Origin of the sequence: Streptomyces lucensis JCM 4490 (assembly GCF_014650035.1) — a bacterium.
GTDB lineage: Bacteria > Actinomycetota > Actinomycetes > Streptomycetales > Streptomycetaceae > Streptomyces > Streptomyces lucensis.
Map to the genome: position 1 here is coordinate 360,285 of NZ_BMUE01000007.1, position 13,345 is coordinate 373,629.

The window sequence follows — 13,345 nt, forward strand, 5'->3', positions numbered from 1 at the left end:
CGCGACCACCGCCGGTGCGGCGCCGACCGTCGTCTCCCGAGCGCAGCCTTGCGTAACGCGCTCAGTACCCGCGGCCCGGGTTGAGGATACCGCCGGGGTCGAAGACGCCCTTGATGCCAGTCATCAACTCCCGCTCCGTGGGACCGAGTTGGGCGTCGAGGTAAGGTGTCTTGAGCGAGCCCACGCCGTGCTCGCCGGTGATCGTGCCGCCGAGCACGAGCGCGGCGGCCACGATGTCGTCGAAAGCGGCACGGGCACGGTCGGCAGCGTCACGGTCGGTGGCGTCGTAGACGACGGTCGGATGCAGGTTGCCGTCGGCGGCGTGGCCGAAGGTGCCGACCAGCACACCGTGGTCGGCGGCAGTTCGCTCGATCGCGGCAAGCAATCGGGGAAGGTCCTGGACCGCGACGCCGACGTCGTCGAGCAGCGTGGTGCCCAGCCGCTCCAGAGCCGGGTACACCATTCGTCTGGCCTGCATGAACATCTCGCCTTCCGTCGGGTCGGCGGTGTGCAGCACCTCGGTGGCGCCGCCGGCTTCGGCCAGCCTCGCACAGGTGGCGGCCTCCTGATCGGCGGACGGCCCATCGCACTGGACGAGCAGGAGTGCCCCGGACGACTCGTCCAACCCCATCCGTGTCAGGCGGTTGACGGCGCGGATGCACGTGCGGTCCATGAGCTCCACCGCCGCCGGGTCGGCGACCGCCGCGATCCGCAGCACGCTGTCGACCGCCTGTTGGGGCGTCGGAAAGGCGGCCACTGCGGTAGCGGTGGCCGCCGGGAGCGGTCGCAGCCGCACGGTGGCGTCCACGATCACCGCGAGGGTGCCTTCGGAGCCGACGAGGAGCCGGGTCAGGTCGAGCCCGGTGACGTTCTTGCGGGTCGGCGGACCGGTACGGATCACGCGGCCATCGGCGAGCACGGCCGTCAGCGCGGCGACATGGTCGGCGGTGACCCCGTACTTCGCGCAGCACATGCCGCCTGCGTTGGTCGCCAGGTTGCCGCCGATGGTGGAGATCGCCTTGCTTCCCGGGTCCGGCGGATACCACAGGCCGTGTTCGCGGGCGCGGGCGTCGAGAACGCCGGTGAGGACGCCCGGCTCGACGATTGCCGTCCGGCCGGGCACGTCCAAGGAGAGGATCCGGTCCATCCCGGTGAGCGACAGTACGACGCAGTCGTCGATCGCATTGGCCGCGCCGGCCAACCCGGTGCCGGCCCCCCGGGTCACCACCGGGGCGTGATGGTCGCCGGCGGTGCGCAGCGTGGTGATCACATCATCGGTCGAGCGGGCACGCACCACCGCCGCCGGACGGCCCGCGGGGGCCAACAGGCACTGGTCACGGCGGTAGGCCTCCATCGCGTGCCGGTCGGTGACCACCCGGCCCGGCAGCGCGGCGGCGAGGGCGGCGGCGACGTCCGCGACAACCTCGGTCATGGCGTCCCCGGCTCGTAGAAACCGCGGATGTGAGCCACGACCGCTTCGGCGGCACGGTCGTTCTCACCCACGTCCAGCGCATCGACGATCGACTGGTGTTCGGCCAGCAGTCGCACGAGCACCGTTCTGCGATCGGCCACGGCGGCGAGCGCGTCGAGCAGGTAGCCGGCGATGCAGTCGCGCAGCACACCAATGACGAACCCCAGTGCCTGATTACCGCAGGCGTAGGCGAGTTGTACGTGGAAGTCCACGTCAGCGGCGTGGAAGGTATGGATGTCGCCGTTCTCCACCGCTGCCGCCATGGTCACCAGGCAGGACCGAGCCGCCTCCGGCACGGACGTGGTCTGACGTATCGCCTCCGCCTCCAGCAGCGTGCGCAGCGCCACCAGGTCTGCCAGCGGGATCGCGCCGACCTGCAGCGCCGTGCTCAGTGCCAAGCCCGCCGCGCCCGCCGTGCGCTCATGGGTGACGCGCGGACGCGCGGTGGAAACGGTATCCGCGCCGCTGATCAGACCGTGCGCCTGCAACACCCGGAGCGCCTCGCGGATGGTGGACCGCCCGACACCGAAGGACTGGGCGAGTTCCGTTTCCGTGGGCAGCTCGGTGTCGGCGGGGAATGTGCCGTCGAGGATGGCCGCCCGCAGGCGCTGAGCCACCTCGAGGCTCAGGGGCACGCGCGAGACCGGTGAGATCGTCATGGGCACACCGTAGTGTCTTGTCTGTTTGTCGGACAAGCCACTACGGTGCTCATCGCTGTGCCTCAGGGCGCGGAAGGCCACTACCTCCAAGACGCGGAAGTCAGGTGTCGCCATGACCGAGAAACTCGAGCTCGACCCGGCAAGGACCGCGATCGTGTTCATCGAGTACCAGAACGAGTTCACCAGCGTCGGCGGGGTGCTGCACGAGGCGGTCGCCGGCGTCATGCGGCGCACCGGCATGCTCGCCAACACCGTCGCCGTGGTCGACGCCGCCCGGCGGGCCGGAGCGTCGATCATGCACGCGCCGATCACGTTCGCCGAAGGCTACGGGGAGCTGACCCGGCACCCGTACGGCATCCTCAAGGGCGTCGTCGACGGGAAGGCGTTCGTCAAGGGCACGTGGGGCGCCTCCATCGTCGACGAGCTCACGCCGGTGAACGGGGACATCGTCATCGAGGGCAAGCGCGGGCTCGACACCTTCGCCAGCACCAACCTCGACTTCATCCTGCGCAGCAAGGGCATCGACACGATCGTCCTCGGCGGCTTCCTCACCAACTGCTGCGTGGAGTCGACCATGCGCACCGGTTACGAACACGGCTTCCGTGTGATCACCCTGACCGACTGCGTAGCCGCCACCTCACAGGAGGAGCATGACAACGCCATCTCCTACGACTACCCGATGTTCTCACTGCCGATGACCTCGGCCGACGTCATCGCCGCCCTGTAATCAGACCGTCGCCACGCCCCAGCGGCTCGCCCGGAGTGCTCTCCTTCGCTTCGGTTGCCCGCCGTCTGCGGCGCTGGTGCGCAGGCAGTTGCATCGCCTGGAGCGGACGGCGTGAGAGCCGCGCTCGAGCTCCAGGCGGTGATCCACTCGCCGGCGGCTGGACCGTCACCGCCCCGGACTTCGACTGAGGCGTGGGTTACAGCCGACCGGGCGATGAGGGCATAGCCGCGCGGCCTACGTATTGCCCTCCCAGAGGAGAGAACCCACCACCGGGTGTCCCGCGCAGAGCCCTCGCAGTGATCACAACTCGGCACCTGGTCCCTGACCGCCGCTGACGAAAGAAGCGCCGTCGAAAAACAAGACGAGCCGAGGAGGACCCGGTGCGTAGCAACGACCCGACCCTGGGCGGACTCCCGCCGCAGGTCCTGACTTCACGCAAGAGATCAGGGACTCCTTCCGAGTCGTGCTGGACGCTTTGGATGCCGCACGGCGACGGTCTTGCCCCGGCCCGGGTCGCCGAACACACACACCGCGCCCTGAGCCGCCATCGCCGGCCCGACCGCCTCGGCCACCGTCCGCACCGACGACGTCCGCACCCAGCCGCGCGCCCGCCGACAACGCCACACGCACCAGCGCTCCGCTCTCCTCCGCCGGCACGCCCGCAACCGCCGCCGGCGCAGAGTGCGGCAACCGTCCCGCCGGCTCCTTCGCCGCGCCACCCTCCCGCGGGCCGGCCAGAGCAAGGTCAGCCAGCGCCTGCCTGCCGCTGGTCGCGTGTCCTTGGCGGAGTGCGCTGGTCCGCACGTCGTAACGGTGGGGCAAGCGTCGGTGACGAACATTCAGTCATTGTGCGGAGGGCCTTCCACACGACGACTGCAATGGACCGCTCTGCCACCGCGCCTACGCCGTCTCCTGAGCCTCCAGTCTTCGACAGAACACCTCCACGATCCCGTCCAAGAAGGCCCGCGCTTCCTCGCCGGCGTTCAGTGTGATCGTGCCGGCGCCCCAGTCGAGGGTGCCGGTGAGGGACTGGTAGTCGGCGTGCAGGTGATGCAGGGCGCCTTCGATGCGGGGGCGCGGGCGGGGCACCAGGCGGTGGACCGGGCGCACGCAACCTTGCCACCGGGCGGTGACCGCACGGCGCAGCAGCTCGGCCAGTCGCCCGGCCTGGCCGTTCACTTCCAGGTGGGCCGCAAGCGGCAGCGCCAGCATCTCGGCGAGCAGGGCGGCCTGAGACCGAGCCAGTTGCCAGCGGCCGCTTCGTTCCATCTCCTCGTAGACCGCCGGCGTGATTCCGAGCCGCAGCGCGACGTCGGCGACGGCATTCCCGGCGGCCAGCCGGTGCTCGCGTGCGGTGCGCGGCGCCGCCATCAGATCGCCGACCGAACACCACAGTGCCCCTGCCAGGGCGATCAGTTCCTCCTCGGTCGGCGCTTCCCGGCCCGATTCCCAGCGCGTCACGGTCAACGGCGACACGTGCAGGCCGTAGGCGGCCCCCATCACGGCCGCCACCTGTGCGGGGTGCATCCGCAGCAGCAAGCGCGTCCGGTGCGCTGCGCCGGGGTTGAAGGGTGGCCTGCCAGGCACTTGCGGGGTCACCGCTCACTCCCCGGCCGGGGCAGGCATGCCCAGGCGCAGGAGCCCACCGGGGTGCGCTGCACGCCGCAGTCGGTGGCGTGCGCATGCACCAGGTGCAGGCCTCGGCCGCTCTCGGCGAGTAGCCCGGCCGGGTCGGAGTGGTATGCGGTGGTCCGCTCCCGCCAGATCCCGTCGTCCTGGACGCGGATCACGATCTTCTCCGCGGTACAGTCCAGGCGCAGGGTCACCCCGGCCGCGCCGCTGTGCAGCACAGCGTTGGTGACCAACTCGGAGACCACGATGCGGGCGGCGTCGGCCACCTCGTCCCCCACGTGCCACCGGCTGAGCTGGGCGGTGGTGAACGACCGGGCCAGCGCGGCCGCGCGGCACTCGGCGCGCATCGCGCACACCGCCACGCTGTGCGAGGGCGGATCGCCGCGGAACCTGCGCCGCCGTCCGGGCGACGGCCGGTCCGGCCGGGAGGTCGGCTCGGCTCGTCGGGTCGGGTCGGGCAGGGCCGCAACCGGTACGAGGTGACGCACAAGACGACGCATGGACATCACGGCTCCGCAGGGTCGTAGATGGGCCGGTGGTCTCCGGGTGGCGGGGGCGGCGGTTCGGCGGCGACGACCAGGACCTCGAGCGTGCGCGGACCGTGTACGCCCTCCACCCGCTTCATCTCGATGTCGCTGGTGGCCGACGGGCCGGAGACGAAGGTCAGCGGCCGGACCGGATCGAGGAGGGCCACGGCCTCGGGCACCGAGCGCACGATCCGGTCGGCGGGGATCACGCACAGGTGGTAGTCGGGCACCAGGGTCAGCGCCCGGCGCCCCTGCCCTGGGCCGCCGTCGAGGACGAACGTGCCGGTGGCCGCCACGCCGGTTGCCGCGGTGGTGACCACGCCGTCGACGGTGTCCAGCGCGTCCAGGCCAACGGGCGGGTCGTCGCCGAGCACCCGAACCTCGGCCAGGCCGGCGTGCCACGGCTCGGGGAACCCGTGCGGAACCACCACCGTGCCGGCGCTCCGCCCGGTGAGCGCCTCGGCGATCGCGGAGGGCGCCGCGCTTGCGTCAACCAGGCGTGCCGACGCGCCGTAGTCGGCGAGGCGTTCCAGGAAGAGCGCGACCGTCTGCGGCGACCCGGCCTCCCCCGGGCGTTGCGCGCCGCCCGCGTTGCGGTAGCCCCGCGGCACCTGCGCGTACCTCTGCTCGACTGCGGACGAGCCGCCTACGGCGCGCCGGATACGGGCCAGTACCTCCTCGCGCGCGGCCGAACGAAATGAAGCCGTCACGGGTTCGTCCTCCTCCACCAGGTACGGAAGCTCTCCGGAGCGGGAGCCGGCAGGTCGCGCGCGTCGGTCCACCCCGCGAGGGGCCCGGGCAGCCGTCGGATCCGCCCGTTGTGGCGCACCAGCCTGGCCGCGGCGGCCGCCATGCGCTGCGCCCCGGCCAGCCGTCGCGGGGAGGACAGCGTCCAGCGCGCCGCCGCCATCGCCAGCCGTTCCAGTCCCGGGAGCGGGCGCCGACGCTTGCCGTCCACCACGCGGGCGCGCAGGTGGACCAGGACCTCGGGGATGTTGATCTTGACCGGGCAGACCTCGTAGCAGGCACCGCACAGCGTCGAGGCGTAGGGCAGCGAGCGGTCCACCGGGGAGGCGGTGCCGCGCAGTTGGGGGCCGAGGATCGCGCCGATCGGGCCGGGGTAGACCGACCCGTAGGCGTGGCCGCCCACCCGCTCATAGACCGGACAGACGTTGAGGCAGGCCGAGCAGCGGATGCAGTTGAGCGCCTGCCGGCCGATCGGGTCGGCCAGGGTTGCGGTGCGCCCGCCGTCGAGGAGGACGACGTGGAACTCCCGGGGCCCGTCGTGGTCGGCCGTCCCGGTCCACGTCGAGGTGTAGGGGTTCATCCTCTCGCCCGTGGAGGAGCGGGGCAGCAGTTGGAGGAAGACCTCCAGGTCCTGCCAGCGCGGGACGACCTTCTCGATGCCGGCCAGGCAGATAAGGGTCTGCGGAAGGCTCAGGCACATGCGCCCGTTGCCCTCCGACTCGGCCACGACGACCGTCCCGGTCTCGGCGACCAGGAAGTTGGCGCCGCAGATGCCCACCTCGGCGCGCAGGAATTTCTCCCGCAGATGCCGCCGGGCCGCCTCCGCGAGCTCCTGCGGGTCGTCACCGAGGGCGCCGGCGCCGCCCAGGTCGTCACCGGCTGCGCGCGTGCCCATCTCACGGCGGAAGATCTCCCGGATCTCCGCGCGGTTGCGGTGGATGGCGGGCACCAGGATGTGCGAGGGCCGGTCCTGGCCGAGCTGCACGATCAGTTCGGCCAGGTCCGTCTCGTACGCCCGGATGCCGGCCTGCTCCAGCGCAGTGTTGAGGCCGGTCTCCTGGGTGGCCATCGACTTGACCTTGACCACCTCGTTCCGGCCGGTCCGCTTTACCAGGTCCGCCACGATGCGATTGGCCTCCGCCGAGTCGCGGGCCCAGTGCACCGTGCCGCCCGCGGCGGTGACCTGCTCTTCGAACTGCAGGAGGTAGCGGTCCAGGTGGAGCAGGGTGTGCTCCTTGAGTGCGCGTCCGGCCTCGCGCAGCTCCTCCCAGTCAGGCAGCTCACCGACCGCCTCGTCGCGCTTGTCGCGGATGGTGCGGGTCGCCTCGGCGAGGTTGCGGCGCAGTTGTGCGTCGCCGAGGGCGTCCCGCGCCGCCCGGGGGAACGCCGGCATGCCGAGGAACGTCGTGCCGTTCACCGGTGGGCCCCCCCTTCCGCGGTACGGGGCGCGGACGCCGGCTCGTCCTCGGTGGACGCCAGGATCTCGGCGAGGTGGAGGGTGCGCACACCGGTGCGCAGCCGGGTCAGGGCGCCGCCGATGTGCATCAGGCAGGAGTTGTCCGTGGCGCACAGCACCTCGGCTCCGGTGCCAAGGACGTGCCGGACCTTGTCCGCGCACATGGCCACAGAGGTGTCGGCGTTCTTCAGCGCGAAGGTGCCGCCGAAGCCGCAGCACTCCGTGGCCGACGGCAGCTCCACCAGGTCGATGCCACGTACGGCCCGCAGCAGCGCCGGAGGTTGGCGGACCGCCTTGAGCATCCGCAGCGTGTGGCAAGTGGGGTGGTAGGTGACCCGGTGAGGGAAGTAAGCCCCGACGTCCACCACGCCGAGAACGTCGACCAGGAACTCAGAAAGCTCGTAGACCGGTGGGGTGTGGCGCACCGCAGCCGCCAGCCGGGTGTCGCCGGCCACCTCGGCCACCCGCCCGTGGTACTCGCGGACCATGGCGGCGCACGAGCCGGAGGGGGTCACGACGGCGTCGTAGCCCTCGAAGACCTCCGTGAAGCGGCGGACCAGCGGCACGCATTCGCGCTGGTAGCCGGTGTTGAAGTGCATCTGGCCGCAGCAGGTCTGCCCCAGCGGGAAGTCCACGGTGCAGCCCAGCCGTTCCAGCAGCCTGACCATCGCCCGGCCGGTGCCGGGGAAGAGGGTGTCGTTGAAGCAGGTGACGAACAACGCGGTGCGCATGGTCTCTCCGGTACGGAAGTTCACGGGAGCATCCCCGCCAGGACGCCGGACTGCAGGTAGACCAGCGTGCACAGCGCCAGCAGCAGGCCCAGGCTCCATCTGACCGCTCCGCGCAACAGGTCCGACTCACGGCCGGCCAGGCCCACGGCGGTGGCCGCGATGGTGAGGTTCTGCGGGCTGATCATCTTGCCGAGGACGCCTCCGGAGGTGTTGGCGGCGACCAATAGCGTGGGCGACAGCCCGGCCTTGGCTGCGGCAGTCTGCTGCAGGGTGGCGAAGAGCGCGTTGGCGGAGGTGTCCGACCCAGTGACGGCGGTGCCCAGCCAGCCGAGTACCGGCGAGAGGAACGCGAAGGCGGCGCCGGTGCCGGCGATCCAGGATCCGATGGTGATGGTCTGGCCGGAGAGGTTCATCACGTAGGCCAGGGCGAGCACCGCGGCGATGGTGAGTACGGCCCAGCGCAGTCTGACGAGCGTGGCGCCGAACTCGCGGGCGGCCGTGGCCGGGCTGATGCGGTAGGCGGCGGTGACGAGCAGGCCGGACAGGAGCAGCAGGGTGCCCGGGGAGGACAGCCAGGAAAGGTGGTAGACGGTGGTCGAGCTGACCTTGCCGGCCACGGTGAGGACCTGCCCGTCGAGACCGGGCCAAGGGATGTCCGCGGTCGTTGCGGCCAGCGCCTGCTGCACCGGCTTGACCAGGTTGGCGACCGAGAAGACGGCGATCACCACGAGGTACGGCAGGAACGCCATGAACAGGCGGGGGCCGGTGATCGCCTCCTGTGGTGCGTGTGTGGTGCCGGACGCCGCCGGCCGGGTCCGGATGCCCACCGCGGCGGCGGGGCCGGGGGCCGGGGCGGAGCCTGCCGGGCCGTCGGGAGCCTGCGGGTCGTGGGCGGCGCTCAGTTCGGCGCGGGCCTGCTCGCCGCCGCGCGGCTGCCACAGACGCAGGAAGACTACGACGGCGGCCAGGGCGGCGAGTGAGGCGATGATGTCGGTGAGTTCGACCGAGAGGAAGTTGGAGCTGGCGAATTGGGCCAGCGCGAAGACCGCCCCGCACACCAGGGCCACCGGCCAGGTCTGGCGGACACCGCGCCGGCCGTCGACCAGCGCGACCAGCAGCAGCGGCACGAGGAGCGCGAGCAGCGGTGTCTGCCGTCCCACGTACGCGCCGATCTCGGTGTAGGGGATCTTCGTCAGACCGCCGGCGGTGATGATCGGTATGCCGATGGCGCCGAAGGCGACGGGGGCGGTGTTGGCCACCAGTACGGTGACCGCGGCGCGCAGCGGCGGCAAGCCGACGGCCATGAGCATCACGCCGGTGATCGCCACCGGGGCGCCGAACCCGGCGAGCGCCTCCAGCAGGCCGCCGAAGCAGAAGGCGATGATCATCGCCTGGACCCGAGGATCGTCGCTGATCAAGTGAAAAGCCTGGCGCAGATCCTCGAAGCGCCCGGTGACGACGGTCAGCTGGTACAGCCAGATGGCGGTGACCAGGATCCACACGATCGGGAAGAGGCCGAACGCGGCGCCCTCACCGGCGGACAGTAGCGCTAGTCGGGCGGGCATGCGGTACCCCGCGACCGCGACGACGACCGCCACGGCGAGGGAGGCGAGCCCGGCCCAGTGGGCGCGCAGCCGCGCGCCGCCGAGCAGCGCGAACAAGGTGAGCAAGGGAAGAGCGGCCACGAGAGCGGACAACGCAAGGCTGCCTGCGACGGGGGCGAGATGAGGTTGGTACATAGCGGACCCTCATTAGCTTGGTCAGACCATAGCCTGGACGTCTTCAAAATTAGGTCCGTCTCCCTTTCCGGTCCAGAGGTGCGACAGCAATTTCTTGTTTGGTCCGACCAAGCAATGGGCATATACCGGCTATCATCGAGTCCTGGCGGGCGGACACGACCTCGCCCCCACCTTGACGAGAAGGGCTTTCATGGCTGAGCCGACGCTCTGGGAACCTGTGCCGCGCTCGCGCACCTACGAGCTGGTCCTCGCGCGGATCGAGGAGCAGATCCTGGCCGGCAAGCTGCGCGTCGGGGACCGGTTGCCGCCCGAGCGCGAGCTCGTCGAGCTGCTCGAGGTCAGCCGCGCCGCCATCCGCGAGGCCTTGCGGGTGCTGGAGGCCCAGGGGGTGCTGCGGGCCCGGGTGGGCACCGGTCCCGACTCCGGCAGCGTCATCGCCGCCATGCCCAGCGCGGGCCTGACCCAGCTGCTGCGGCTGCACATCGCACTGGCGAACTTCCCCGTCAAGGACGTCGTGGAGGCCCGCGCCGCGCTGGAGCGGTCTAGCGCCCGCCTCGCCGCCGACCAGGCCACGGAGGCGGACCTGGACCGAATGGCCGAATGCCTGGCACACATGGACGTCCCCGAGGTCTCCCGCGAGGAGTTCAACGACCATGACACTCGCTTCCACGTCGCCATTGCCGAGGCAGGGGGCAACCGCCTGGTCACAGATCTGACCGTCGCGGTCCGCAACGCGGTGCGGCACACCCTCATGACGGCCTTCCACCGGCTGGATGACTGGGAGGCCGAACGAGACCGCCTGCGCGCGGAACACCACGCCATACACGACGCCATCGCGGCCGGGGACGCCGAACGCGCCGGCGACCTGGTCGAGTCCCACATCCACCGCTTCCACCACGACGTGGTGCGAACGGTCCTTCAGTCCCCCGAGGGCACCTCCGCCCAGTCGGCGATCTGGGACGGCCCCCCACGGGAGCGATGAGGCGCAACGCGTGGGTCGGCAGCACCATCGACGGTCAGCGTCCCGGTGTGGACTTGTGACCACGGGGGTGGGGAAACGACTCCATGAGGAGCCTCCTGCGCGTCCACCCTCACCCCGACGGCGTCAGCTGCACGGTCGTCGGCGACGTCGGCACCCCGTCAGCGGACCAGGTAGACCCCTGGCGGACGGCGCGCGGAAGGCCGTGGACGAGATCGGGCACCACCAGCAGACTCACTTATGGAATACGCTCGTTGGGGTCAGCCCGTCCACCGGGCAGGGATTCCACCCCTTGGGGCAGATCAGGCCGACAGACGAGGGCCGCTGACCCTCGCCCCCGGTGGTGTCCACATGCGCGAGTTCCGAGAGCAGGACCGCGTCGACTCACAGTTCGTCACGATCTCCCACAGCTTCCTCGTCGTCGCCACCGGCCAGGTCGAGGCCTACCACTGGGACCCCGTTGTCCCGGTCGCTCAGGCGCAGTTGCGCCGCCTCTGCGCTCCCCTGACGCTGCACCGGAGGCAACCGTGGGAGCCCCGGACGCTCCCCTGGCCTCAGGGCCCTGACGGGTCGGTTCTGAAGATCCCGACTTCGCTCGGTCCCGAATTCCCGAGCCCGCACGGGGAGGAGTGGACCGGGCAGGCCCCTCCGGGGACAGGAAACTGGAGGCCGCCGCTGTGGGTGCTTGGGGCATGGGAGAGGCCGGACGGCGACCCCGAACTGGAGACCGCGCTCAGCGCGTACTACGAGGCCATACGCCTGGGGAGACGTCATCCGTCGCTCTCGCTGCTCACCTTCGTAGCCGCGACCGAGATGTCGCGCCGGGCTCCCTCTTGTCTCCGACGGCACGGCACCCATACGCTCACCATCCGTACCGACTGACCGGTATGCTCTGTCCAAGCGTCAGTGCGCGCCGATGCCGGCCTGCCGACCGTGTCGGCCGCCGAACCAACGCGACCGTCGAAGGAGCCGCCGGAGTTGAGCGGAAGCAACGGCCAGGTGCGCCTGACCGCACGTCCCATGGGAGAGCCGCGGCCCACCGACTGGCAGCACGTCGAGGAGACGATCCCGATGCGACTGTTCCGTGGTGATAACCACGGCAAGCTGGTGCTGAAGATCGCGGACCGACCGACCTGAGGGGGAAACACGATGAAAGCACTGACCTACCATGGCCGTCACGACATCCGCTACGGGGATGTCTCCGACCCGGCCGTCACAAGCCCTACCGACGCGGTGGTGCAGGTGACAGCGGCCGGCATCTGCGGCAGCGACCTGCACATCTACCGCGGCAACCCGTTCAGCCCGGAACTGGGCTACACGCCGGGGCACGAGTGCGTCGGCGTAGTTGTCGACACCGGCGGCCAGGTGACCCGCTTCAGGCCCGGCGACCGGGTTCTGGTGCCCGCCTCTGTCGGCTGTGACCAGTGCCGCTCGTGCGCGGCCGGGTTCACCGCCCGATGCGAGCGCGCCACGTCCAGCACGGACCTCTGCTACGGAGTGAGCCCGCAGCTCCCGGGCAGCCAGGCCCAGGCCCTGGCGGTGCCATACGCCGACGTCAATCTGGTGCACTTGCCCGAGGGCATCTCCGACGAGGCCGCCGTCGTCCTGACGGACAACGCCCCCACGGCCTGGTACGGCTGCCGCCGAGCCCGCATCCAGCCCGGCGAGACCGTCCTGGTCATCGGCCTCGGCCCGGTCGGCCTCATGGCCGCCCAGTCCGCCTTCGCGATGGGCGCCGCGCGGGTGCTGGGCGCGGACCTGGTCGCGGAGCGCCGCGCCTTCGCCGCCACCCTGGGTGTCGAGCCGGTCGAGGGCGAGCACGCGCGGACGGCCATACGGGACATGACCGACGGACGCGGGCCGGACGCCGTGGTGGAGGCCGTGGGTTCGGACGCCACCATCGAGCTCGCCCTCAAGGCCGTCCGGCAGGCCGGCCGGGTCAGCGTCATCGGGGTCAGCCAGAGCAAGGCCTTCCCCTTTCATATGGGACTTGCGCAGATCAAGGAACTGGAGTTCGCCATCGGGCTGTGCTCTGTGCACTACGAACTCCCTGCCCTGATCGCCCTCACCCGTGCCGGCCGGATCAAGCCAGAGGTCGTGGTCTCCCACCGCTTCGCTCTCTCCGAAGGCCCGGCGGCGTACGAACTGTTCGCAGGCCGCTCCGACGGCGTCCGCAAGATCCTTCTCGACCCCACCCGCTGACTCTCCTGCGCAGGGCCGCCTCGTCCGATCCCCCGCGGCAGGCCCTGCGCCTCTTGCGCGGCCCGGGGAATCCCGCCGCGTCGCCCCGCAGGACCTCGGGTAGCCGGTTCGGGGGGGACAGGTTCCGCCGCCGAAACCGAGCGGCTCCGCCCGCCGCGCCGAGGGCAGGACCTGGCACGGGTGCGCCGTTCCGGCGTGGACGTGGCCAGGACACCCTCGGCCTTCCCGCTTACGAGCGTGCGCTGGGCGCACTTCAAGACCGTGCAGCAGACGCTGCCGGCGCCATCCGGTCGAAACACCCCGCATCATGAGCGCGAACGTTCCGCAGGACGACTGGTCGCCGCTGGGCGAGATGGCCGTTCCCGAGCAGGGGGCAGGGCGCACTCCCCCAGAACGACTGGCGTGGTTGCAGTTAGTCCGTCTGGCGTGTGCGGGCGGCGCAGCTGCGGTCATGCGACGGCGATGACACGACTCC

The 13,345-nt window shown here is 71.0% G+C and carries 13 protein-coding genes; 5 read left to right on the forward strand and 8 right to left on the reverse strand.

Translation table 11 applies throughout. The annotated features are described in order from the left end of the window. Positions 1–61 precede the first annotated feature (61 nt). Both IE177_RS18920 and IE177_RS18925 read right to left on the reverse strand, forming a co-directional pair. Complete coding sequence (locus IE177_RS18920) at positions 62–1,432, reverse strand: FAD-binding oxidoreductase (RefSeq protein WP_190016507.1); 1,371 nt, start codon at positions 1,430–1,432, stop codon at positions 62–64. Further along, positions 1,429–2,130, reverse strand: coding sequence for a FadR/GntR family transcriptional regulator (locus IE177_RS18925; protein ID WP_190016508.1), 702 nt, complete (start codon positions 2,128–2,130; stop codon positions 1,429–1,431). The genes IE177_RS18920 and IE177_RS18925 overlap by 4 nt, the downstream gene beginning before the upstream one ends. Before the next feature lie 112 nt (positions 2,131–2,242). Between IE177_RS18925 and IE177_RS18930 the strand changes: the two genes are divergently transcribed. After that, complete coding sequence (locus IE177_RS18930; protein WP_190016509.1) at positions 2,243–2,857, forward strand: cysteine hydrolase family protein; 615 nt, start codon at positions 2,243–2,245, stop codon at positions 2,855–2,857. A gap of 900 nt (positions 2,858–3,757) precedes the next feature. On the opposite strand, the gene IE177_RS18935 is transcribed toward IE177_RS18930, so the two are convergent. The 6 genes from IE177_RS18935 to IE177_RS18960 all read right to left on the reverse strand — a co-directional run bounded on the left by IE177_RS18935 (position 3,758) and on the right by IE177_RS18960 (position 9,689). Then, positions 3,758–4,384, reverse strand: coding sequence for a helix-turn-helix domain-containing protein (locus tag IE177_RS18935; protein ID WP_190016510.1), 627 nt, complete (start codon positions 4,382–4,384; stop codon positions 3,758–3,760). A gap of 68 nt (positions 4,385–4,452) precedes the next feature. Then, positions 4,453–4,989: an ATP-binding protein gene (locus IE177_RS18940; RefSeq protein WP_190016511.1), complete on the reverse strand. Its 537-nt coding sequence runs from the start codon at positions 4,987–4,989 to the stop codon at positions 4,453–4,455. Positions 4,990–4,994: 5 nt separating this feature from the next. Further along, positions 4,995–5,726, reverse strand: coding sequence for a LutC/YkgG family protein (locus tag IE177_RS18945; RefSeq protein ID WP_229816123.1), 732 nt, complete (start codon positions 5,724–5,726; stop codon positions 4,995–4,997). Then, complete coding sequence (locus tag IE177_RS18950) at positions 5,723–7,156, reverse strand: lactate utilization protein B (protein WP_373305120.1); 1,434 nt, start codon at positions 7,154–7,156, stop codon at positions 5,723–5,725. The genes IE177_RS18945 and IE177_RS18950 overlap by 4 nt, the downstream gene beginning before the upstream one ends. Positions 7,157–7,176: 20 nt before the next feature. Further along, positions 7,177–7,950 carry a (Fe-S)-binding protein gene (locus tag IE177_RS18955; protein ID WP_190016567.1) on the reverse strand — a complete coding sequence of 258 codons (774 nt, stop codon included), beginning with the start codon at positions 7,948–7,950 and terminating at the stop codon, positions 7,177–7,179. A 20-nt stretch (positions 7,951–7,970) separates the two neighbouring features. Further along, positions 7,971–9,689, reverse strand: a complete 1,719-nt coding sequence (locus IE177_RS18960) for an L-lactate permease (RefSeq protein WP_190016513.1) — start codon at positions 9,687–9,689, stop codon at positions 7,971–7,973. A 190-nt stretch (positions 9,690–9,879) separates the two neighbouring features. On the opposite strand from IE177_RS18960, the gene IE177_RS18965 reads away from it, so the two are divergent. From IE177_RS18965 to IE177_RS18980, 4 genes are all read left to right on the forward strand, one after another. Next, a complete protein-coding gene (locus tag IE177_RS18965; protein WP_190016514.1) occupies positions 9,880–10,671 on the forward strand; it encodes a FadR/GntR family transcriptional regulator in 792 nt (263 codons plus the stop codon). Between the two features lie 348 nt (positions 10,672–11,019). Continuing rightward, positions 11,020–11,550 carry a hypothetical protein gene (locus IE177_RS18970; RefSeq protein ID WP_190016515.1) on the forward strand — a complete coding sequence of 177 codons (531 nt, stop codon included), beginning with the start codon at positions 11,020–11,022 and terminating at the stop codon, positions 11,548–11,550. A 96-nt stretch (positions 11,551–11,646) separates the two neighbouring features. Further along, positions 11,647–11,805 carry a hypothetical protein gene (locus IE177_RS18975; RefSeq protein ID WP_190016573.1) on the forward strand — a complete coding sequence of 53 codons (159 nt, stop codon included), beginning with the start codon at positions 11,647–11,649 and terminating at the stop codon, positions 11,803–11,805. A 12-nt stretch (positions 11,806–11,817) separates the two neighbouring features. Beyond that, entirely contained in the window at positions 11,818–12,870 is a 1,053-nt protein-coding gene (locus tag IE177_RS18980) for an alcohol dehydrogenase catalytic domain-containing protein (protein WP_190016516.1), read from the forward strand. The last annotated feature ends 475 nt before the right edge of the window (positions 12,871–13,345 follow it).